20 protein-coding genes and 1 pseudogene are annotated in these 20,672 nt (G+C 71.1%); 16 read left to right on the top strand and 5 right to left on the bottom strand.

Annotated features, from left to right (window positions below; all coding sequences use genetic code 11):
- The first annotated feature begins 3 nt into the window (after positions 1 to 3).
- Positions 4 to 660 carry a CE1759 family FMN reductase gene (locus IU476_RS28200; protein ID WP_195105145.1) on the top strand — a complete coding sequence of 219 codons (657 nt, stop codon included), beginning with the start codon at positions 4 to 6 and terminating at the stop codon, positions 658 to 660.
- 12 nt (positions 661 to 672) lie between these two features.
- Here the strand turns inward: IU476_RS28200 and IU476_RS28195 are convergent, their stop codons facing one another.
- Entirely contained in the window at positions 673 to 1,077 is a 405-nt protein-coding gene (locus IU476_RS28195; RefSeq protein WP_195105142.1) for a nuclear transport factor 2 family protein, read from the bottom strand.
- Between the two features lie 85 nt (positions 1,078 to 1,162).
- Here IU476_RS28195 and IU476_RS28190 point away from each other — a divergent pair, with 85 nt between their 5' ends.
- From IU476_RS28190 to IU476_RS28175, 4 genes are all read left to right on the top strand, one after another.
- Positions 1,163 to 1,714 (top strand): SbtR family transcriptional regulator, encoded by a 552-nt coding sequence (locus IU476_RS28190; protein ID WP_195105140.1) that lies wholly within the window; start codon positions 1,163 to 1,165, stop codon positions 1,712 to 1,714.
- Between the two features lie 185 nt (positions 1,715 to 1,899).
- Positions 1,900 to 2,853, top strand: a complete 954-nt coding sequence (locus IU476_RS28185; protein ID WP_195105137.1) for an alpha/beta fold hydrolase — start codon at positions 1,900 to 1,902, stop codon at positions 2,851 to 2,853.
- A 260-nt stretch (positions 2,854 to 3,113) separates the two neighbouring features.
- Positions 3,114 to 4,118, top strand: a complete 1,005-nt coding sequence (locus tag IU476_RS28180; protein WP_195105135.1) for an Acg family FMN-binding oxidoreductase — start codon at positions 3,114 to 3,116, stop codon at positions 4,116 to 4,118.
- 188 nt (positions 4,119 to 4,306) lie between these two features.
- On the top strand, positions 4,307 to 5,884 hold the full coding sequence (locus tag IU476_RS28175) for a condensation domain-containing protein (RefSeq protein ID WP_195105134.1): 1,578 nt from the start codon (positions 4,307 to 4,309) through the stop codon (positions 5,882 to 5,884).
- A 79-nt stretch (positions 5,885 to 5,963) separates the two neighbouring features.
- Here IU476_RS28175 and IU476_RS28170 read toward each other — a convergent pair whose 3' ends face one another.
- The gene (locus IU476_RS28170; RefSeq protein WP_195105132.1) at positions 5,964 to 6,602 is read right to left on the bottom strand and encodes a carboxymuconolactone decarboxylase family protein; all 639 of its coding nucleotides are present in this window, start codon (positions 6,600 to 6,602) and stop codon (positions 5,964 to 5,966) included.
- 37 nt (positions 6,603 to 6,639) lie between these two features.
- Positions 6,640 to 7,206, bottom strand: a complete 567-nt coding sequence (locus IU476_RS28165; protein WP_195105130.1) for a VOC family protein — start codon at positions 7,204 to 7,206, stop codon at positions 6,640 to 6,642.
- A 75-nt stretch (positions 7,207 to 7,281) separates the two neighbouring features.
- Here IU476_RS28165 and IU476_RS28160 point away from each other — a divergent pair, with 75 nt between their 5' ends.
- Genes IU476_RS28160 through IU476_RS28135 form a run of 6 tightly spaced genes read left to right on the top strand, consistent with a single transcriptional unit; the run spans position 7,282 to position 13,110 of the window.
- The gene (locus IU476_RS28160) at positions 7,282 to 7,917 is read left to right on the top strand and encodes a TetR/AcrR family transcriptional regulator (RefSeq protein WP_195105128.1); all 636 of its coding nucleotides are present in this window, start codon (positions 7,282 to 7,284) and stop codon (positions 7,915 to 7,917) included.
- A gap of 26 nt (positions 7,918 to 7,943) precedes the next feature.
- Positions 7,944 to 9,182: a CaiB/BaiF CoA transferase family protein gene (locus IU476_RS28155; RefSeq protein WP_195105126.1), complete on the top strand. Its 1,239-nt coding sequence runs from the start codon at positions 7,944 to 7,946 to the stop codon at positions 9,180 to 9,182.
- Entirely contained in the window at positions 9,179 to 10,096 is a 918-nt protein-coding gene (locus IU476_RS28150; RefSeq protein ID WP_195105124.1) for a hydroxymethylglutaryl-CoA lyase, read from the top strand. Before IU476_RS28155 ends, IU476_RS28150 begins: the two co-directional genes overlap by 4 nt.
- Before the next feature lie 50 nt (positions 10,097 to 10,146).
- Positions 10,147 to 10,533 (top strand): nuclear transport factor 2 family protein, encoded by a 387-nt coding sequence (locus IU476_RS28145; RefSeq protein WP_195105122.1) that lies wholly within the window; start codon positions 10,147 to 10,149, stop codon positions 10,531 to 10,533.
- Between the two features lie 4 nt (positions 10,534 to 10,537).
- The gene (locus IU476_RS28140) at positions 10,538 to 11,716 is read left to right on the top strand and encodes an acyl-CoA dehydrogenase family protein (RefSeq protein ID WP_195105119.1); all 1,179 of its coding nucleotides are present in this window, start codon (positions 10,538 to 10,540) and stop codon (positions 11,714 to 11,716) included.
- Positions 11,713 to 13,110 (top strand): phosphotransferase, encoded by a 1,398-nt coding sequence (locus tag IU476_RS28135; protein WP_195105187.1) that lies wholly within the window; start codon positions 11,713 to 11,715, stop codon positions 13,108 to 13,110. Before IU476_RS28140 ends, IU476_RS28135 begins: the two co-directional genes overlap by 4 nt.
- An 82-nt stretch (positions 13,111 to 13,192) precedes the next feature.
- On the opposite strand, the gene IU476_RS28130 is transcribed toward IU476_RS28135, so the two are convergent.
- Positions 13,193 to 14,713 (bottom strand): long-chain-fatty-acid--CoA ligase, encoded by a 1,521-nt coding sequence (locus tag IU476_RS28130; protein ID WP_195105117.1) that lies wholly within the window; start codon positions 14,711 to 14,713, stop codon positions 13,193 to 13,195.
- Between the two features lie 31 nt (positions 14,714 to 14,744).
- On the bottom strand, positions 14,745 to 15,650 hold the full coding sequence (locus IU476_RS28125) for a cyclase family protein (RefSeq protein ID WP_195105185.1): 906 nt from the start codon (positions 15,648 to 15,650) through the stop codon (positions 14,745 to 14,747).
- 193 nt (positions 15,651 to 15,843) lie between these two features.
- Here IU476_RS28125 and IU476_RS28120 point away from each other — a divergent pair, with 193 nt between their 5' ends.
- From IU476_RS28120 to IU476_RS36380, 5 genes and pseudogenes are all read left to right on the top strand, one after another.
- The gene (locus IU476_RS28120) at positions 15,844 to 16,557 is read left to right on the top strand and encodes a 3'(2'),5'-bisphosphate nucleotidase CysQ (RefSeq protein ID WP_195105115.1); all 714 of its coding nucleotides are present in this window, start codon (positions 15,844 to 15,846) and stop codon (positions 16,555 to 16,557) included.
- Between the two features lie 72 nt (positions 16,558 to 16,629).
- Positions 16,630 to 17,256: a TetR/AcrR family transcriptional regulator gene (locus IU476_RS28115; protein WP_324194369.1), complete on the top strand. Its 627-nt coding sequence runs from the start codon at positions 16,630 to 16,632 to the stop codon at positions 17,254 to 17,256.
- Positions 17,257 to 17,380: 124 nt separating this feature from the next.
- The gene (locus IU476_RS28110) at positions 17,381 to 19,423 is read left to right on the top strand and encodes a CocE/NonD family hydrolase (RefSeq protein ID WP_195105113.1); all 2,043 of its coding nucleotides are present in this window, start codon (positions 17,381 to 17,383) and stop codon (positions 19,421 to 19,423) included.
- 317 nt (positions 19,424 to 19,740) lie between these two features.
- A complete protein-coding gene (locus IU476_RS28105) occupies positions 19,741 to 20,595 on the top strand; it encodes a hypothetical protein (RefSeq protein WP_195105110.1) in 855 nt (284 codons plus the stop codon).
- Positions 20,588 to 20,650, top strand: a pseudogene (locus tag IU476_RS36380) (hypothetical protein); the annotation flags it as partial. The gene IU476_RS28105 and the pseudogene IU476_RS36380, both read left to right, overlap by 8 nt.
- Positions 20,651 to 20,672 lie beyond the last annotated feature (22 nt).

The raw sequence follows: 20,672 nt of genomic DNA, 5'->3' as shown, positions 1-20,672 counted from the left end.
GCCGTGAGCCGCACCGTCGTCGTCCTGACCGCAGGACTGTCGCAGCCCTCCAGCAGTCGGCTGCTCGCCGACCAGCTGGCCGGCGCGGTCGATGCCGCCGTCACCGCGCGCGGCGAGTCGGTGAACTTCGAGGTCGTCGAATTGCGGGAGCTGGCAACGGATCTGGCGACCACGCTGACCACCGGCGGCCTGCCGACCCCGGCGCTGGCGGCGGTCCGGGAGAAGATCACCGCCGCCGACGGGGTCATCGCCGTCACGCCCGTGTTCGCCGCGAGCTACAGCGGCCTGTTCAAGATGTTCGTCGACGTCCTGGACACCGACGCCCTGAACGGCATGCCGGTGCTGATCGCCGCCACCGCCGGTACACCCCGCCACGCCCTGGTCCTGGACCACGCCATGCGCCCGCTGTTCACCTACCTGCGCGCGGTGGTGGCGCCGACCGGAATCTTCGCCGCCACCGAGGATTTCGGCTCCCCCGGCCTGGCCGACCGAATCCGCCGCGCCGCAGCCGAATTCGCGCCGCTGATCCTCGCCGAGCAAACGGCCGTCGGCGGCTTCCTCGACGCCCGCCCCCGCACCTCGGGCAACTCCCTCCCCACCCCGACCCCGTTCGCCGAACTCCTCGCCGGACACAACGGCGTGCCCACGGGACCCGAGTAGCACCGGGCGCGGTCACCCGCCCGCGCGGCGCGCGACCACCTTGCGGTGGAAGATGCGCCAGCCCTGGGGTTCTCGGCGCAGCGCGTCCTCGTAGACGACCGTGCCGCTCGATCCGTCCGCGTGGACCGACAGGCCCTTGGATCGGGCGCGCACCCGGTCGCCGCCTGGGGCGAGCACCACGATATTGGTGACGTGATGCCCCAGCGGCTGGGTCGGATCGTTCTCGTTGTCGCGGCACAACTTCCGTAGCGCCGCGAGGCCGCGGACGCTGCCGAGACCGAAGTCCTCCAGATCCATCACCAGGTCGTCGGTGAACAGCTCGCCCCACCGGTCCCAGTCGCGGTCGTCCGCTACGTGTCCGTGCAGCGCGATCGTCTCGTGAATCGCGATTCGATCCGCTGCGGTGATCTCCGGCATCCGAAGGCCTCTCAGATAAGTGGGGAACTCCCCGGTTCGTACTCGCTAGACTAACCGGGGAGTTCCCCGTTTGACAAGGAGTCAGATGTCCGACCGCCCTCGCCGCGCCGACGCGCGCCGCAACTACGAGCTGGTGCTGGCAGCCGCGCGGGAGGTCTTCGACGAACTCGGCGTAAGCGCCCCGCTGGACGAGATCGCCCGCCGCGCCGGAGTCGGCAACGCGACGATGTACCGCCACTTCCCCACCCGCGCGGACCTGCTCATCGCCGTCTACGCCGAGGAGGTGACGGCCCTGGGCGAGCTGGCCCGCACGCTGCTCGACGACCCCGAACCCGCCGCCGCGCTGTTCACCTGGCTACGCGCCTTCGCCACCCACGTTTCCACCAAAGCCGAACTGCCCCTTGCCCTCCCGGACTACCCCACCGGCCAACGCTCCGCGCTGTACCGGGAATGGCACGAGACGATGCGCACCGCCGCGGCCGATCTCCTGCGCCGCGCACAGGACACGGGCACCGTCAAACCCGACGTCGCCGTGACCGACCTGCTCGTCGCGGCCAACGGCATCGGCCGCGCCGCCACCGACGCCACCCAGGCCGACCGGCTGCTGGCCATAGTCCGCGACGGCGTCGCACCTTAGAACCCGGCCGGGCGAACAACTCCGGCCCCACCACCTCCATGGGCGAGCACGGGATCGGCTGCCCACCACCTTGGTGGGCATTCGCGCCACCCCTGGGCAGCGAACACCACCCCTCGGAGTACTGCTGCCGGCGGGCGCGGCGACGGACAGTAGTACGCAGTCCCGCACACGAACCGGAGCGCCCGATGCCGATCGCCAGCATTTTCACCGCCGTGGCGGAACGTCGCGCGACGGTCCGGACCTCGGACGGCGTGGAGCTGGCGGTCGTCGAAACCGGCCCGCGCACAGCGGATCTGACAGTCGTTCTGGTGCACGGGCACTGCCTGTCCACCGAATCGTGGATCTATGTGCGCGAGGAGCTGTCGCGGCGGTACCCGGGCGCCCGGCTGGTCTGCTACGACCACCGCGGCCACGGGGAGTCCGCCGCCGCGCCCCGCCGGACCTACCATCTCGAACAGCTCGGCCGCGACCTGCGCGACGTCCTGGACGCGGTCGCGCCGACCGGCCCGATCGTGCTGGTCGGCCACTCCATGGGCGGCATGACCGTGCTCACCTACCTCAGCCGGAACCCAGCCGAGATCGGTTCCCGCGTCACCGGTGTCGCACTCCTCGCCACCGCCGCCGGCAACCTGGTCGACGCCGGTTTCGGGCGCCTGCTCCAGAATCCGATCATCACTCTGTTCCAGGCGGCCGTGCGCTGCGCGCCGCGCCTGATGCAGCGCGCGAAACTGTTGGCCTGCAAGGTTTTCGCCCCGGTTGTGCGGGCCGCCGAATTCGGCGTCGTGGCGGTGAATCCGCGAGTGCTGGCCCTGGCCAACGCCATGCGGAACCGGACGTCCATCGTGACCATGGCCTCGTTCCTGAGCTCCTTCCTCGCCTACGACGAAACCGCCTCTCTCCCCGCACTTTCGGCGATCCCCACCCTCGTCCTGTGCGGTTCCGCCGACCTGATGACACCGGCCTCCCACTCCATCGCCCTCGCCGCCGCCGTCGACTACGCCGACCTGGTCCTGATCCCCGGCGCGGGCCACTCGGTGATCCTCGAACAACCGGCCCACGTCGCCGACGCCCTCACCCGCCTGCTCCACCGCGCCGCCGAACCCGCAGAGCCCACCAACCACCTCGCCCTCGCCGCTTAGACCGCCCGAGCGCCGGTCACCCACAGCTCCATCTGGCCGCCTAGACCGAGCGCCGACCACCCACAGCCCCGCCTCGCCGCTGAGCAGATCGACCCCCGCAACCGCCTCGGCCGCATCGTGCACCGACTCGGCCCGGTTCCGCCCGTCGTGGGCGGCGTTTGCGCAAACCCCTGGCAACGTTCCAGCATGGAGAGGGAGCACTGGCCCGCCGCCTGACGCACGACCCCGACGGGTCACCGACTGCATCGGAGGCTGGAACCATGACCTTCCCGAACACGTCCGGCACCCACACCGCCCTGGACGAGGACACGATCGTCGCGGTGCTGCGGGTCGCGCAGCGGGCCCCGTCGGTCCACAACACCCAGCCCTGGCACTGGATCTTCGACGGCACCCGGCTGCATCTGCACACCGACCCCGACCGCGCGCTGCTCGCCACCGATCCGCACCGCCGCCAGCAGGTGATCAGTTGCGGCGCCATCCTGCACCACGTCCGGACCGTGCTGGCGGCGCAGGGCTGGCACACCGACACCACCCGGCTACCGGACCCGGAGCGCCCGGACTATCTCGCGAAGATCGAATTCCGCCCCTGGCCCGACGCGCCGACGGGCATCGCGGCACGCGCGGCGGCGATCGAACGGCGGCACACCGACCGGCTGCCGCTGCTCGCGCCGGAGGGCTGGGACCGGGTCCTGCCCGAGCTGCGCAAGCTGACCCTCCCCCACGACCTGGTCCTCGACGTCCTCGACGAGAACGCCCGCGCGGAACTGGCGCACGCCTCGGCACAGGCTGCCGCGGCCCGCGGCAGCGACGAGATGTACCAGATGGAATTGCATTGGTGGGCAGGCAATTCCGGTACCGCGGAGGGTGTGCCGCCGAGCGCGCTGATCTCCGCGGCCGAGGCCGCCCGCGTCGACTTCGGCCGGGAGTTCCCCGCCGCACCGCACTCCGCGCGCCGCGCCGACCTGGCCGACCACGCCGAACTGGTGACGCTCGGCTCCTACGGCGACTCGACACCGCAGTGGCTGCACACCGGCGAGGCCCTGTCGGCGGTCCTGCTCGAATGCACCGCCGCGGGACTCGCCACCTGCCCCGCCACCCACGTCACCGAACTGCCCGCCGGGCGCAGCGCCGTCGCCGCCCTGCTCCCCGAACGCACCGCTCCCCAGGTCGTGATCCGCATCGGCACCGCGCCCCCCGATGAACCCGCGCCCCCGCCGACCCCGCGCCGTCCGCTATCCGAAATCCTGACCATCCGACACCCCTGACCTCGTAAGACGATCTACCGCCAAATAGGCGACAAGCGATCGTTTCACTTATCGAGCGCAACCGGCCGCGGCTCATTACACTCACCGCCAGCCGCTGCGGTCTGCCGGGCCGCCGCGGTACGCCCAGATTCTTGGGCGTTCGTCCAACTGCTTCGGCGGTGGGCGCAGCGTGATGAAGGGAACGGCGCATGGTCAGCCCCTGGAAGAAGATCGGCCCGGGGGGACCGTCGGCGGACACCGTTCCGATACCGCATGCGCGGGTGCCGCGACCGCCCGCCGGCGCGCCGCCGTTGACGAGAATGCCGCGGCCGTCGCACATCCCGCTCGCTCCGGCGCAGGAACGCATGTGGCGCGCCGCGCAGCAGGGCCGCGCGGCGGACTGGAATGTGGTGCGGGCGTTACGAATACGTGGAGCGCGTCTGGATGCGGCCGCTCTCCGCGGCGCGCTCGCCGACGTGATCGCCCGGCACCTCCCCCTGCGCACCCGCTTCCCGCTGACGGAGCGCGGCCCCGCGCAGATCGTGCTGCCGAGCGCCGCGGAACTGCCGGTGATCGCCTTGCGCCCCAACGAGTTACCCGGCCGCCTGGCCGGATTCGCCGCCGAGGAAATGGATCTCGCGACCGGGCCGCCGCTGCGAGCCGCCCTGTTCGTACTCACCGAGCAGGATGCGGTGCTGGCGTTGTCGATTCACCACATCGCCTTCGACGGCCGCTCGATGTTCCCGTTCACCCGCGACCTGATCACCGCGTACCACGCGCGCGTCGCAGGGCAGCCGCCGGTGTGGGCGCCGCTGCCGGTCGACTACCTGGACTACACGCTGTGGAAGCACGCCCGGCTCGGTGATTACGCCGACCCGGCCAGCCAGGCCACCCAGCAACTGCGGTACTGGTCCAACACCCTCGCGGGCCGCCCCTGCCCGCTGAATTTCCCGTACGACAGACCCCGTCCCGCGCTGCCGGACACTCGCGGCGACACGATCGCGGTCGCCTTCGACTCCGCCGTGCACCGCGGGCTGCTGACCCGGGCGCGGCAGGCGGGCGCGAGCGTGTTCATGGTGTTACAGGCCGCGCTCGCGCTGACGGTCGGCGCGTTCGCGCGGTGCCCGGACGTCACGGTCGCCACCGCCGTCTCGGGCCGCGACCACCGGCTGCTGCGCGACCTGGTCGGCAACTTCGCCGACGACGTGCTGCTGCGCCTGCGCCTGGACCGCGTCCACGAGGTCGACGCCCTGCTTGACCACGCGCGCCGGGTGACCTTGGCGGCGTTCGCCCATCCCGACACTCCGAACCACCGGGTGAAACGATGCCTGCCGGAGGATCCGGCGCACCCGCTGTTCCAGGCGACACTGATCCTCGAGCAGGCCACGGTCCGGCCCTCGTCCCCGCATCCGGCCACCGGATTGTCGGTCACCGAGGTGCCCACCGGCGTCGTCCGCGCCAAACACGACCTGGAGTTCGCCCTCACCCAGCGCTACCGGCCCGACGGCACGGCCACCGGCATCGACGGCCTGCTGATCTACCCGATCGCGCTGTTCGACCGCGCCACGACGACCCGGTTCCTGGAACGGTTCGCCACCACCGTCCGAATGCTCGCCGACGGCTATCGCGGCACCCTCACACCTCTGTTGGCGATCCCCGAAAGCCGTTGCCGCCCTACCCAACCCACCGTTATCCGGCAGCCGACCACCCTCGACGCGGCACGCGCCGACCTCGGGACAGCCGCCGCGGACCCGGTCGCCCCACCCGGTGTGCTCGGACACTCGTGATCCAGGGCCACCGATCCGACCGGATCCATTGGGCCGCAACGGTTCTCCGCCCGAGTCGCGGTGGCGAGAGCGCCGCCTCTCAACTCCCCGACAGGTCCGCGGACAGATCGCGCACCTCGACCCCTTCCGGCGTCCGCACCTCCGCGACCGGCTCCGGCCGATCGTCGAACTCCAGGCGCAGCGCGCGGCACATGGTGGCGTGCATGTCGTAGAGCGCGGTGATGTAGGTGAGCTGCAAGATCTCGGGATCGCTCAAGTGGGCCTTCAGCACCGCGAACACCTCGTCGGGCACCCGGCCGCCGTCGTAGACCAGCCCGTCGGTGTAAGCCAGCACCGCCCGCTCGAGGGCGGAGAAGCAGTCGCTGATCTGCCAGTGCGGAATCGCGGCGATCTTCTCCTCGGCCACGCCCAGCGACCGCATCTGCTTGCAATGCTGGGAGAACACGAACCGACTACCGCGCGCGTACCCGGCGCGGCTCTGCCCCAATTCGCGCAACGCCGGATCCAGCGTGGCGTTGCGGTAGACGGCGAATCCCCGCACCGCGTGCCGGAACACGTCGGGCGACTGCGCGAACACCGTCCACCAGTCCCCGGGCGTGCCGTGCACGGTGCCGTGGTCGACGGCGGGGTCCTTGTCGGGACCGAACAGGCGGTCGTAGAAGAACAGGATCTTCTCGTCGGTGACCTCGGCGCGGGGTACTTCGCGAAGACGCGGCATGGTGCGAATTCCTCTCGGGTGGTGCGGTTCTCGGGGCTCAGCGACCGGCGGGGACGCGGCGGTCGGCGGCGGTCTTCGGCTCGTGGGCGACGTCGGCCTCGGTGAAGGCGCGTGTCCAGCAGGCGAATTCGAGCAGCACCCCGTCGGGGTCCTGGAAATAGAACGACCGCACGAACGTGCCCTCGTGCACCTCGCGCGATACGCCTTTGGGGCTGTCGTCGTGGTTCAGCACGCGGCTCACTTTGACGCCCTCGGCCCGCAGCCGCTCGTAGTATTCGTCGAACTGCTCCGGCGGGACGGCGAAGGCCACGTGATTCATCGATCCGACGCCGCTGAGCAATTCGCCCTCGTCGGGCAGTCCCTTCGGCGCCGCGAGGCCCGGCGCGGCGTCGGGCGCGTCCGCGAGCCAGAAGAAGGCGAGGGTGTTCCCGCCGCCGCAGTCGAAGAAGAAATGCTGGCCCAGATCACCGGGCAATTCGATAGTCTTGACCAGCGGCATGCCGAGCGTTCCCGAATAGAATTCGATCGTCCGGCGCATATCGGAACACACCAGGGCGAGATGGTTGATTCCGCGTAGTTGATATTTCGGGTTGGCGCTGTTCATAGCTGTCCTTCCGGTGATGAAGCCCCCGCGCAACATGACTTGACAGTCATGTCATGTTGTTGGATAGTGTGAGCCGTGCCGAAGTCATCTGTCAATAGCGCCCCCGCCGCGGTCGACACCTTGACGGCGCGGGGCCGAAAGACGCGCGACGCGTTGCTGGACGCGGCGCGCACCGTATTCGAGTCCGTCGGATTTCTCGACACCCGGGTCGAGCAGATCGCGCAGGAGGCCAATGTCTCCTACGGCACCTTCTACCGCTACTTCGAGTCGAAGGAAGATGTCTTCGGCGAGTTGAGCACCCGGTTGTTCGAGGATATGCACCGCCGCGAGCCGGCCCCGGCCGACCTGTCCCCCACCGCGCGGCTGATCGCCGCGAATCGCTCCTATTACCAGGCGTATCGGCGCAATGCCCGGATGATGGCGATCGTCGAACAGGTCGCCACGTTCAACGAGCAGTTCCGGCAGTTGCGCCACGAGCATCGGCGGCAGCTCATCGAGCGGTCGGCGCGGGCCATCGCGCGCTGGCAGGGCGAGGGCCTGGTCCGGCGCGAGCTCGATCCGGAGCTGGCCGCGCGCGCCATGTCGGCGATGATCGAGCACACCCTCTACCTGTGGCTGATCCAGGGCGAGGACGCCGATGAGGAGGCCCTGCTCGACACCCTCGACCGGATGTCGGTCAGCGCACTCGGGCTCGACCCGGACGACAAGTAACACCCGGCGCCGAGTCAGGAGGCACCATGTCATCAGCTCCCCCACCCGGCCCGCTGGACGGTTACCGGGTCCTCGAACTCGGCACGCTGATCGCGGGACCGTACTGCGGCCGTCTGCTCGGCGACATGGGTGCCGACGTGATCAAGATCGAAGCCCCGGATCGGCCCGACCCGCTGCGGGATTGGGGTCAGGCAGCGGGCGGTCACCAGTACTTCTGGACCGTGCACGCCCGCAACAAGCGCTGCGTGAGCCTGGATCTGCGCACCGCCGCGGGCCGCGAGGTCTTCCTCGAGCTGGTGCGCACGGCCGACGTGGTGGTGGAGAGTTTCCGCCCCGGCACGCTCGAACGCTGGGGCCTCGGCTACGACGTGCTCGGTGCGGAGCGGCCGGAGCTGGTGCTGGCCCGGGTCTCCGGGTACGGGCAGACCGGGCCCTACGCGTCGCGGCCCGGGTACGCCTCGGTCGCCGAGGGCATCAGCGGACTGCGCCACCTCAACGGTTTCCCGGGACAGGCGCCGCCGCGGCTGGCCTTGTCGCTGGGTGACAGCCTCGCGGGCCTGTTCGCTTTTCAGGGCGTGCTCGCCGCGCTGCTGGTGCGCGAGCGCACCGGCCGCGGTCAGATCGTCGACGCCGCGCTGACCGAGGCGTCGCTGGCCATCCAGGAGTCGACGATTCCCGACTACCACAAGACCGGGCACGTGCGGCAGCCGTCGGGCACCCGGCTCGACCGGGTGGCGCCCTCGAACCTGTACCGGGCGAAGGACGGGCTGTGGGTGATCATCGCGGCCAACCAGGACACCGTGTTCGGCCGCCTCGCCGCCGCGATGGGCCGCGCCGAACTCGCCACCGACCCCCGCTACGCCACGCACGGCGCGCGCGGTGAACGCCAAGACGAACTCGACGAGCTGATCGCCACCTGGGCGGGCGATTTCACCGCGGCCGAGCTGATCGACCTGCTGGCCGAGCACGGAGTGGTGGCGGGCCCGGTGAACACGGTCGCCGAGGTGATGAGCGATCCACAGTTCACCGCACGCGGAATCTTCGTCGACCACGTCGACCCCTCGCACGCTCCCGGCGACCCCGAGTACGACCCGGTCCCCGCCAAGGGCGTCGGGGTCGTGCCCCGGCTCAGCGACACCGCCGGCGGCGTCCGATGGGGTGGCGCGAGCCGGCCCGGCACCCACACCGACGAGGTCCTGGGCGGTCTGCTCGGCTACGACGCCGATCGGCTGGCCGGCCTGCGCGCCGCGGGCACGATCGCATGAGCGCCCCGGCCGTCGACATCCGCGAGGTCGGCCCGCGCGACGGATTGCAGATCGAGCGGCCGCTGCCCACCGCGGCCAAGCTCGAGTTCCTCGAGGCACTGGTCGCGACCGGGGTGCGCCGCATCGAGGCCACCTCCTTCGTCTCCCCGCGCGCGGTGCCCGCCCTCGCCGACGCCGAACAGGTTGCCGCACAACTGCATCGGTGGCCGCGGGTGGAGTTCTCGGCGTTGGTCGCCGGGCTCGGCGGGGTGCGGCGGGCGCTGGCGGCGGGGATGACCCGGCTCGAGTACGTGGTGTCGGCCTCCGAGGGGCACAGCCGGGCCAATGTGGGGCGCGGCAGCGACGAGTCGGTCGCGCTCGTCGCGCCGATCGCCGATCTCGTGCACGCGGCGGGCGGGCAGCTCGAGGTGATCGTCGCCATCGCCTTCGACTGCCCCTTCGACGGACCCACCCCGCCCGTCCGGGTCGTCGAGATCGCCGCGCGCGCAGTCGATTCGGGAGCCGACGCGCTCGCGGTCGCGGACACCGTCGGCACCGCCTCGCCGATCCGGATGGGCGACGTCCTCACCCGCGTGCGCGCCGCCGCCCCGGACACCGACCTGGCCGTGCACCTGCACAACACACGTGGACAGGGCCTGGCCAATGCCTGGGCCGCCTACCAGCACGGCGTCCGCCGCTTCGACGCCTCCGCCGGCGGTATCGGCGGGTGCCCCTTCGCGCCGAACGCCAGCGGGAACATCGCCACCGAGGAACTGGTGTACCTGTTCGAGGACGGCGGCATCGGCACCGGCATCGATCTCGACCGGACGCTCGACGCCGCGCGGCTGATCTCGCGCCTGCTCGGAAAACCGTTGGACAGCAACCTACTCGCCGCCGGTGGCCGCCTGGTCCCCGCGCACCCGGCGCGGGCCTGAGGCCCCCGCGCGGGAACGAATCATCGCATCGCCTCGGAGGAGGTCCGCACATGGACGAACTGGCCGATCGCTTCTTCGCCGCCGTCAGCGCCGGCGACGCGGCGACACTGACCGAGCTGTACGCGCCCGACGCACGGATCTGGCACAACGACGAGGGCACCGAGCAGAGCGTCACGGAGAATCTGCGGGTGCTGCGCTGGTTGTCGCGCACAGTGGAAAACCTTCGCTACGAAGACATTCGGCGCTACCCGCTGCCCGACGGCTTCGCCCAGCAACACGTGCTGCGCGGTAACGTGCCGGGGCACGGTCCGCTGGAAGTACCGGCGAGCCTGTTCGTGCGGGTCGAGCACGGCCGGATCACCCGCATCGACGAATACGTCGACTCGGCGGCGACGCGCGCGCTGCGCGCACTGTCCGCCGCCGGCCGGAAGGGCTGACGCGATGACCGAGCGGAACGGCGATATCGCCGAATTGACCACGCGCATGCGGGCTTTCATCGACGACGAGGTGATACCGCGGGAACCCGTGCTGGGCACGGAGGGGCCGGAGGCGGACGCCGCGCTGGCAGGATTGCGCGACCGCGCGAAGGAACTCGGGCTGTGGGCCCTGGGCCATCCGGCCGAACTCGGCGGTGGCGGCGTGCCGTTCCTGGATTTCGTCTATCTCAACGAGATCATCGGCCGTTCCGAATTCGGGCAGCTGGCGGTCGGTTCGGTGTCCATGCAGGACACCCTGATGCTGCACCGGCACGGCAGCGACGAGCAGCGCCGCCGCTGGATCCCGCCCATGGTGGCCGGGGAGGTGCTGCCCTCGGTGGGCCTGACCGAACCGGAGGTCGCGGGCTCCGATCCCACCCTCATCGCCACCCGCGCCGACCTCGACGGCGACCAGTGGGTCATCAACGGGCACAAGTGGTTCACCACCGGCGTGCGGCAGGCCGCCTACTGCACCGTCTTCGCCCGCACCGAACCCGAGTCGGCGCCCCGGCACGCCCGGATCAGCGCGATCATCGTGCCCACCGACACGCCCGGCTTCGAGATCGTGCGGTCCATCCCGACCATGGGCCACAACCCGAGCGACCACTACGAGGTCCGGCTCACCGACGTGCGGGTTCCCGTCGACAGCCTGCTCGGCGCGCGCGGCGCGGGCTTCGCGGTGGCGCAGGACCGGCTCGGCCCCGGCCGAATCTTCCACTGCATGCGCTGGCTGGGGCAGGCACAGCGGGCCTACGAGCTGATGTGCGAGCGCGCCAACACCCGTTACGCGCACGGTTCGCTGCTCGCGGAGAAGGGCGAGATCCACCGGTACATCGCCGAATCCGCCGCCGAGATCCACGCCGCGCGGCTGATGACCCTCGACGCCGCCCGCGCGATGGACGCGGGCGAGGACTACCGGGTGCGGGTCGGCCTGGTGAAGTTCTGGGGTGCGCGCATGCTGCACAACGTCGTCGATCGCGCCATCCAGGTGCACGGTGCGCTCGGGCTGACGGCCGACACGCCGCTCGAGCGCATGTACCGGCAGGCGCGCAACGCCCGCGTCTACGACGGCCCCGACGAGGTGCACCGCATGTCCACCGCGCGCCGGCTGCTGCGCTCCCCGGAGGCCGCGCCGTGGCGATGACATCGGAACGCACTACCGCGCAACCGGTTTCGCTGGCCGAGGGGGTTCGTGCGGTGCTCGCGGCGGCCACCGGGACCGCGCTCGCCGAGGTGGAGTTGCGGCAGTTCACCGGCGGCGCGAGTCGGCAGGTGTACGCGGTCGCCGGCCGCGACGACACCGGTGCGCCGGTGCGCGCGGTGCTGCGCCGCGATCCGCCGGGGCACGGCGACGCCGCCCGGATGCGTGCCGAGGCGGCCTGCCTGCGGGCGGCCGCCGCGGCGGGTGTCCCGGTCCCGGCCGTCCTCGACGCCGCCGACACCGCGCCGGGGATCGAAGCTCCGTACCTGCTGATGGAGCTGGTCGTCGGGGAGTCGATTCCCCGTAAGCTGCAACGTGATCCGGAGTTCGCGCCGCTGCGCGACCGGCTCGCCGAAGAACTCGGCGAGGTGCTCGGCCGCATCCACCGCACCCCGCTCGACACCCTCGGCATGCTCGACGACGAGGATCCCCTCGACGCGCTCGAGCGGATCTACCGCGACCTCGACGATCCCCGCCCGGTGGTCGAGATGGGTCTGCGCTGGCTGCGCGACCACCCGCCCCGGCCACGGCCGAAAGCGCTGGTGCACGGCGACTTCCGGCTCGGCAACTTCCTCGTCGAACCGGACGGCGTGCGCGCGGTGCTGGACTGGGAGCTGGCGCACCTCGGCAACCCCGTCGAGGATCTGGGCTGGCTGTGCGTGCGGGCCTGGCGCTTCGGCGCGAGCGCCCCGGTCGGCGGACTCGGCACCCGCGAACAGCTGCTCGACGGGTACGAGCGGGCCACCGGCGTGCGGCCCGCCGCGGCGGAGCTGCGGTGGTGGGAGGTCTTCGGCACGCTGAAGTGGTTGGTGCTCAGCATGTTCCAGGCCGAACGCCACCACAGCGGTGCGGAGCGTTCGCTCGAGTTCGCCGCCATCGGCCGCCGCGTCTGCGAATCCGAGTACGACCTGCTCGCCGTGCTCGGCCTGCTCGACGATGCGGTCACCGTCCCCGCGTCCGCCGCGCCGCCGCCGACCGTGCACGACCGCCCCGACGCGGCCGAAATCCTCGATCTCGTCACCGAAACCCTCGCGACCGACATCGCCCCCGCCCTCAGCGCGGACCATGCCCGCGAGCGCTACCTCCTCCGCGTCTGCGCCAACCTGCTCACCACCGCGACCCGCGAACTCCGCGCCGGCCCCACCCCCACCACCGAACTCCACCGCCTACTCACCACCCTGCACTGCGACTCCGAGGCAACCCTGGCCCACCGACTACGCACAGCCGAACTCCCCTACGACGACACCGACGTCCGCCACCTCACCACCCTCGCCGTCCTCGCCCGCCTCCACGTCGCGAACCCCCGCCACCTGCGCGACACCGCGGCACCCGCATAGGCCACCGCCGTCCGACCGCGCCCGCGACAACCGGAAATGTCTTCCGGTCGTCGCGGGCGCGACGGTTTCGGTGTCTACTCGTTCACGAGAACCGCTCGCGCAGTTCGCGTTTGAGGATCTTGCCGGTCACGTTCTTGGGTAGTGCGTCGAGGAATTCGACGCGGCGGGGGATCTGGAAGCCGCCGAGGTGGTCGCGGCAGGTGGCGATGATGTCGTCGGGGGTGGCGGTGGCCTCCTCGCGGAGCACCACGACCGCGCACACCACCTCGCCCCAGGTCTCGTCGCGGACTCCGATGGCGGCCGCCTCGGCGACGCCGGGGTGACGGTAGAGGGCCTGCTCGACGGTCAGCGAGGCCACGTTCTCCCCGCCGCTGATGATGAGGTCCTTCTTGCGGTCGACGATGTAGACGAATCCCTCCTCGTCCTGGCGGACCAGGTCGCCGGTGCGGAACCAGCCGTCGGTGAACGCCGCCGCGGTCGCCTCCGGATCGGCCCAGTACCCGGCGGTGACCTGGTCGGCGCGCACGATCATCTCGCCCACCGCGCCGGGTGGCACGTCGGCGAACTCGTCGTCGACGATGCGAATGTCGGCCAGCCGCATCGGTTTTCCGGCCGAGGCGAGCAGGTGCGTCTCGCCGAGCGCGGCCCGCCGGTGCGCGGCCTCGTCCAAGTGCAGCACGTTCCCGGCGAGTTCGGTCATGCCCATGCCCTGATAGAAATCGCAGCCGAACCGCTTCAGGCCCTCGCGCAGCACGGCCGCCGGGATCGCCGAGGAGCCGTAGCCGACGGCCTGGAGCGTGTCCAGCGAATGCCGGTCCAGGGCGGGGTCCTGCAGCAGGAAGTTGATCATCGTCGGCGCGAGACCCGTTTGGGTGACCCGCCATTCGTCCACCAGCCGCAGGAAGGTCGCGTTGTCGTAGGACCGCAGGATCCCGACGGTCGCGCCGAGCAGGTGGTTCACCATCACGACGTAGCCGCCGACGTGGCACAGCGGGAAGCAGAACAGGAACACCGTCTCCTCCGGTATCCCCCACTGCAACGCCGAGGAGGTGAGACCGGCGAGCAGGTTGCGGTGCGACAGCATCACCCCCTTGGGCGCACCGGTCGTGCCGCTGGTGTACACCAGCCAGGCCGTGTCGCCGGAATCGGCTCGCACGGCGGGTATTTCGGCCGCCGCCGAGCCCGCGAACTCGTCCCAGCTCAGCATCCCCGGCGCGCTGCCGATCGCCACCACCGTCGTCACCGCGGGAATTCGGTCCCGCAGCCGCGCCACCACCTCGGCGAACTCCGGCGCGACGAGCAGCACCCGCGCGCCGGAATGCCGGAGCAGCGCGGCGATCTGGTCCGGGTGCAGCCGGAAGTTCAGGATCGTCAACGCCATTCCCGCCATCGGCACGCCGTAGTAGCAGTCCAGGTACTCCGCGCGGTTCCCCGACAGGATCGCCACGCGGTCACCGGGTTCGGCGACGCCCAGCAACGCGTTGGCAAGCCGGCGGCACCGGTCGCGCAGCTGCCCGTAGTCGACCACCTCGTCCTCGAACCGCGCCGCGACGCGGCCGGGGTGTTTGCGCGCGCCGTATTCGACGATGTCACCGATCAGCATCTGCCCGACTCCTCGCGAATCTTGTTGCCGCTCATCGGATCGCGAGGGGGTTGATCGGAGACCCGACGCCGCGCGTGAACTGCAACGGCGGACCGGCGTAGAAGAAGTCCCAGCGCCCGTCGGCGGCGCAGGCCGCCGAAAGATCCTCGAAATCCAGCATTTCCGCGAGGGTCAGGCCCATGTCGCGGATGAGCACCATGTGCAGTTCGAACGCGCCACCCGGACGTTCGCCGGGCATCACCTCCACCGCCCAGTTGTCCGAGCCCAGCACCGCGACGTCCCGTTCCCGCAGCCAGTTCGCGCACGCCAGGCTCAGTCCGGGCTCGCCCGCCATGAATCCCGTGGCGTCGCGATCGGTGAGGAACTTCTTGCGCCACCCCGTCCGGATCAGCAGGATGTCCCCCGCGCCGACGGTAACGCCCTGGGCGGCCGCGACCTCGTCGAGTTCGTCGGGGCCGATCGCGGTGCCCGCCGCGAGCCAGTCGACGCCGCGGGCGCGGGCGACGTCGAGCAGCACGCCGCGCCCGGCGATGCCCCCGGCCTGCGTGTGGATCCCGCACTTGTCCGCGCCCTTGACCGTGACCCCGTCGCCGGGGTGGCCGTTGTAGAGCCGGTCGTCGTAGTGCACGTGCGCCAGCGAGTCGTACTGCGATCCGGCCTGCAACGGCATGAAGACGAAGTCGTCGGCCCATTTGAACCCGCCCGGCAGCACCTGCTCCTGGCCGTTCTCCGACATCAACCGGATCGGGTTGATCCGCAGCCCGCCCGGTTGCGGGCCGTCGCCGTCGAGCGGAATGCCCAGCTTGAAGGTCTCGCCGGTGCGGATCAGGCGCGCCGCGGCCAGCACCCGCTCGGGGGTGATCAGGTTGGTGGTTCCGCGCTCGTCGTCGGTCCCCCACCGACCCCAGTTGCTGACCTTCCGGCCCAGCGTGCGCATATCGGGAACTTCAGGCACCGTCGCCTCCTCGCATCATGACGTGACAGTCATGTCAACTTTCCCGATCAGTGTGATCGACGGCACTATCGGTGTCAATAGACAACCGAGGGCAACTCGCGGCACTCGCGGGCGCGTGATCGAAAATCCGCGACCGGCAGGCATACTCGAGGCCGGTATCGGAAAGTAGGACGAAATGGACGATCACTACCTGGCGGCGGCCTTGGCCGAGGAAGCCGGCGAACTGCTGCTCGACATCCGCGCGCAGGGCGGGGCCGTGGGCGACCGGCGATCCAATGCCCTGCTGCTGGAGCGGCTGCGGCGGGAGCGGCCCGACGATGCCGTGCTGTCCGAGGAGAGTCCCGACGACCGGGTCCGCCTCGGCCGCTCGCGGGTGTGGATCGTCGACCCGCTCGACGGCACCCGCGAATACGGGCAGCCGCCCCGGGAGGACTGGGCCGTGCACGTCGCGCTCGCGGTGGACGGCGTCCCGGACGCCGGCGCGGTGGCGCTGCCCGCGCAGGGCCTCGTCCTGCACACCGGCGAGCCGCCCGCGCTCGCCCCGGCACAGGACGGGCCCGTGCGCATCGTCGTGTCCCGCAGCCGCCCGTCGCGCGAGGTGCAGCTGATGACGGTGGCGCTGTCGGCGACGCCGGTGCCGATGGGCTCGGCGGGCGCGAAGGCGATGGCCGTGGTGCGCGGCGTCGCCGACGTCTACGCGCATTCCGGCGGCCAGTACGAATGGGATTCGTGCGCCCCGGTGGCCGTCGCGGCGGCGGCCGGACTGCACGTGTCGCGGCTGGACGGCTCGCCGCTGCGCTACAACCGGCCCGATCCGTACCTGCCGGACCTGCTGATCTGCCGCCCGGAACTGGCGGAAAGGGTGCTCGCGGCGGTCCCGCGCGGCTGACCTCCCGCGCTCCGCCCGGGCCGCGTATTCGGCCGCAACCTCCGGGCGGGCGTACCGGCATACCATCGGTGCGTGGCTCGCCGACTACCGCACACCGCACTCCCCCGGGGCGTGCACGCCCTGTCGCGCGCCGAGGTGTCGGCCTCGCAGCGCGGGCGGCTGATTCTGGCCATGGCGGAGGTGGTGACCGAAAAGGGTTATGCCGCAACGACGGTCGCCGATGTGCTGAAGCGGGCGCGGGTGTCGCGGTTGTCCTTCTACGAGCATTTCACCAACAAGGAGGCGTGCTTCGCCGCGGCCTACGACCTGCTGACCGCGGAGCTGACGCAGCGGATCGGGGCCGCGCTGTCGCGCGAGGGCAATCCGCTGGAGCGCGCGGAGCACGCGCTCGGCGCCTATCTCGACACGCTGGCCGAGGAACCGGCGCTGGCCAGGATCTTCCTCGTCGACTCCTACGCGGCGGGCCCGGAGTTGCAGCGGCGCCGGGCCGCGATGCACCGGGCGAGCGCGCTGCTGATCGCCGACCGGCTCGGCGCGTCCACCGAGGGACAGCGAATGGCCTGCGAGGCCTTCGTCGGCGCGGTCGTCTCCCTGGTCACCGCGCGCATCGTGGCCGGTGACCCCGCGGCCGTGCGGCAGCTGCGCGGCCACGTCATGGCCCTCGCGCAGCCTATCTGGGACAAATTTTTCGAACTGTAGACGTTCTTGTTTATTTGGCGTTAACCTGCGTGCCTACGCCGACGACGGCGGAGACGCGGTCGGGGCGCGCTGGCATATCCGGCTGGGTGCGGGTGGTTGTGCCAGCGCGTTCCGGAGGTTCGTCATGAAAGCTCTGCCGCGAGGCGTCCCGTTGCTCGCCGCGCTCGCCGTCGCGCTGGCGGCGGCGACCGCGCTCGGCCCGGTCGCGGTGGCCCAGCCGGTCGCGGCCCTGCCCGCCGACGGCGGGGCGCTGGGCGCGCAGTGGACCGCCACCCACGACGCGCCGCCCCGCTATCCCGGCGTGCACACCGACTGGGACGTGCCGATCACCATGAGCGACGGCACCGTGCTCAAGGCCAACGTGTATCGGCCGATGGACGCCGCCGGCCGGATCGTCGAGGAGCCGCTGCCGACCGTGCTCAACATGACGCCCTACACCAAACTTGTGTCCATGCTGCTGGATTCGGCGCAGTCGGTGCCGGGCGTCTCGGATCCGCTGATGAACGCGCTGGGCAGTCTCAGCGCCGACGGCACCGGGTTGCAGGGCCTCACCGACATCACGGGGGCGGTGTCCGGCGGCGCCTTGCGCGCCCTCGGCGTCGACCGCCGGTTGATCGGGAGCGGGTACACCCAGGTCGTGGCCGATGTGCGCGGAACCGGCTTCTCCCAAGGGATCTGGCAGGTGTTCGGCGAGCGGGAGCAGCGCGACAACGCCGAGGTGATCGACTGGATCGCCCGGCAGCCGTGGAACGACGGCGCGGTCGGGATGAACGGAATCTCCTATTCGGCCATCAACCAGTTCCATGCCGCCGAGGAAGCTCCCCCGGCGCTCAAGGCGATCTTCCCGATCGAGGGCGGCACCGACCTGATGCGCGGTTACGCGGCGCAGGGCGGCGGGCTGGGCCCGGTGATCCCCGGCCTGCCGCTGATCGTGAACCTGCTCAAGTTCGTACCCGATCTGCAATCGCTGCTGCGCGGGCAGTTCGACGCCAAATGGCTGGCCGACCGGCTAGCCGGGCCGCTCGCCTTCGAGGACTACGCGATCGCCCTGCTGACCACGCCGTCGCTGGATCAACTGCCCCCGCAGATCCGGCAGACGTTCGAGGCCGACAGCGTGTTCCGGCACGGGTGGACCAACGACCTGTCGACCGTCCGGGTGCCGACCTTCGTGGTCGGCGGCTGGCACGACGTGTGGAACATGTCCGAGCCGCGCGCCTTCAACGAGCTGCCCCTGCCCGCGGGCGAGAAGAAGCTGCTGATGGGCGACACCTACCATCTCAACCCGGGTTCGGGCTTCGGCCGCCCCGGCACGCCGCCGCGGCTCGACGTGCTCCAGCGCGCGTGGTTCGACAAGTGGCTCAAGGGAATCGACAACGGCATCGACGGCTACGGACCGATCGTCTCGCAGGAGCAGGGCGGCGGGTGGAGCACGGCCGCGGCCTTCCCGCGCCCCGAGGTGGCTCACCGGCGGCTGTACCTGTCGGCCGCGCCCAGCGGCACCGCCCCCGGCAGCGTGCACGACGGCACCCTCACCCCCGCCGCGCCGGGCGAAAACACCCGGCTCACCATCGCGCCGGGACTGATGAGCCTGTGCTCGCGCGACACCGCCGAGACGTCGATGGGCATCACCTCGATCGTGGTGGGCTGCACCGACGACGCGCGGCCGCAGGAGATGAACGGCCTCACCTTCACCAGCACCCCGGTCACCGAGCCGACGCGGCTCTCCGGCCCGATCAACGTGCACCTCAACACGATTCTTGACGCGCCGGACGGATACTGGACCGCGACCGTCAACGACGTCGCGCCCGACGGGCGCTCGACCATGCTCACCACCGGCCAGCTCGTCGCCTCGCTGCGCGCGATCGACGAGAGCCGGACCCAGCGCACCCCCGACGGCGACATCGTCGCTCCCTACTACACCCTCAGCCTGGACACCCGCGCACCGCTCACCCCGGGCCGCCCGACCACCGTCGACATCGGCCTCAACGCCACCGAGGCCGTGCTCGCCCCGGGCCACCGCCTGCGCGTGGACGTCTTCGCCGCCAACTTCCCCAAAGGCATCCCCGCCATGCCGATGCTGATGGACAGCGGCCTGCGCCCCCAACACCTCCAACTCGACCCCGCCGACCCCAGCTACGCCACCATCCCACTCGACCACACCTGGTAACACGGGTTCCGCGACATACCCGGCCCGCCATCCCGGCACACCCGGCCCGCCATCCCGGCATGCGCGCCCCGTCAACCCGGCATGCGCGCCCCGCCATCCCGGCATGCTTTTTGGCCGGGATACCGTCCACCCGGTGGATCCCGGCCAAAAGCGTGGCGGGATGACGGGTAAACGGTGGCGCGACTTTCTCTGGGCCGGTTCACAATTGGTGATCTTCACGCCAACCGGCCGCACAGCGCCGCACCGAACGACCGAGCGGCGGGCCGCGTCTCGTTATCGTCGCCGGTGTCCGAGACCTCACGTCTCAGGAGGCCACGATGCCGCAGCGCCGTACCGCCGCTCGCCGAAAGTTCCTGCTCACCGCCGCCGGTGCCGGCGCCGGTTCGCTACTGGCCGGGGCGTTTCCGCCACGCGCCGAGGCCGCACCGCTCGCCGGATTCGACGCCTTCGTGCTCGACACGCTGCGCGGCGTGTGCGTGATGGTGTTCCCGGGCCCCGACGAATGGTCACGGGCGCAAGGCATCTCGCGGCCCGGACCGGGTGTGGTGGAGATCGGGGGCGCGGAGTTCGTGCGGAACCTGTTCGACAACTATCTGGCCGCCGGAGACCAGCTGACCCGGCCGCTGGCGGCGGCGTTCGCGCGGGCACTGGACGATCTCGGCATCCCGGCGCAGCCGCTGCTCGGCGTGACACCCGAGCAGGGCCGGCGGATCGATCAGGCGCTCGGATATCTCTACTCCGATCGCGTCCTGCCGCTGTCGCCGCTGGTGGCGCTGGTGCTGAACTTCGGCGCGCTGCTGGTCGCGCCGAGCACGCTCGTCGGCCCGCTCGGCTCGCCGTTCGCGCGGCTGAGTCTGCGCGACAAGTGCCGCGTCTTCGAACTGCTGGAACGCCCGCTGCCGCAACTGGTCTCGATCGTCGACGGCGGGCTGCCGGGACCGCTGCGCGGTTCGGGAGCCGGGTTCCTGCAATTCGCGGGCGGAATTCTGCTGGAGGGCACCGCCTTCGCCGTCCACTCGGAGATGACGATGTTCGATCCGCGCACGCGCGACGTGTGGCCGCGCCCGCCGTCCTGGGAACTGACCGGATACCGGCCGGGCGGCCTGGTCGAGGGCCACCCGGAGTTGCTCGGCTACTACCAGGACCGCACGGAGGTGCCCGCCGATGCGTGACGTGATCGTGGTGGGCGCGGGCGGCGGCGGCCCGGTGGTGGCCGCGGAGCTGGCCGGGCGCGGACTGGACGTGCTGC

This window comes from Nocardia blacklockiae, from assembly GCF_015477355.1.
GTDB lineage: Bacteria > Actinomycetota > Actinomycetes > Mycobacteriales > Mycobacteriaceae > Nocardia > Nocardia blacklockiae.
This window is presented reverse-complemented; position numbering and strand designations above follow the sequence as displayed.

Excerpts from the sequence above, each read along its gene's own strand:
- IU476_RS28155 (WP_195105126.1), top strand. The coding sequence starts at position 7,944 with ATGTCATCAGCTCCCCCACCCGGCCCGCTGGACGGTTACCGGGTCCTC.
- IU476_RS28120 (WP_195105115.1), top strand. The coding sequence starts at position 15,844 with ATGGACGATCACTACCTGGCGGCGGCCTTGGCCGAGGAAGCCGGCGAA.
- IU476_RS28150 (WP_195105124.1), top strand. The coding sequence starts at position 9,179 with ATGAGCGCCCCGGCCGTCGACATCCGCGAGGTCGGCCCGCGCGACGGA.
- IU476_RS28180 (WP_195105135.1), top strand. The coding sequence starts at position 3,114 with ATGACCTTCCCGAACACGTCCGGCACCCACACCGCCCTGGACGAGGAC.
- IU476_RS28140 (WP_195105119.1), top strand. The coding sequence starts at position 10,538 with ATGACCGAGCGGAACGGCGATATCGCCGAATTGACCACGCGCATGCGG.
- IU476_RS28190 (WP_195105140.1), top strand. The coding sequence starts at position 1,163 with ATGTCCGACCGCCCTCGCCGCGCCGACGCGCGCCGCAACTACGAGCTG.
- IU476_RS28130 (WP_195105117.1), bottom strand. The coding sequence starts at position 14,713 with ATGCTGATCGGTGACATCGTCGAATACGGCGCGCGCAAACACCCCGGC.
- IU476_RS28175 (WP_195105134.1), top strand. The coding sequence starts at position 4,307 with ATGGTCAGCCCCTGGAAGAAGATCGGCCCGGGGGGACCGTCGGCGGAC.
- IU476_RS28185 (WP_195105137.1), top strand. The coding sequence starts at position 1,900 with ATGCCGATCGCCAGCATTTTCACCGCCGTGGCGGAACGTCGCGCGACG.
- IU476_RS28110 (WP_195105113.1), top strand. The coding sequence starts at position 17,381 with ATGAAAGCTCTGCCGCGAGGCGTCCCGTTGCTCGCCGCGCTCGCCGTC.
- IU476_RS28135 (WP_195105187.1), top strand. The coding sequence starts at position 11,713 with ATGACATCGGAACGCACTACCGCGCAACCGGTTTCGCTGGCCGAGGGG.
- IU476_RS28170 (WP_195105132.1), bottom strand. The coding sequence starts at position 6,602 with ATGCCGCGTCTTCGCGAAGTACCCCGCGCCGAGGTCACCGACGAGAAG.
- IU476_RS28165 (WP_195105130.1), bottom strand. The coding sequence starts at position 7,206 with ATGAACAGCGCCAACCCGAAATATCAACTACGCGGAATCAACCATCTC.
- IU476_RS28105 (WP_195105110.1), top strand. The coding sequence starts at position 19,741 with ATGCCGCAGCGCCGTACCGCCGCTCGCCGAAAGTTCCTGCTCACCGCC.
- IU476_RS28125 (WP_195105185.1), bottom strand. The coding sequence starts at position 15,650 with ATGCGCACGCTGGGCCGGAAGGTCAGCAACTGGGGTCGGTGGGGGACC.
- IU476_RS28145 (WP_195105122.1), top strand. The coding sequence starts at position 10,147 with ATGGACGAACTGGCCGATCGCTTCTTCGCCGCCGTCAGCGCCGGCGAC.
- IU476_RS28195 (WP_195105142.1), bottom strand. The coding sequence starts at position 1,077 with ATGCCGGAGATCACCGCAGCGGATCGAATCGCGATTCACGAGACGATC.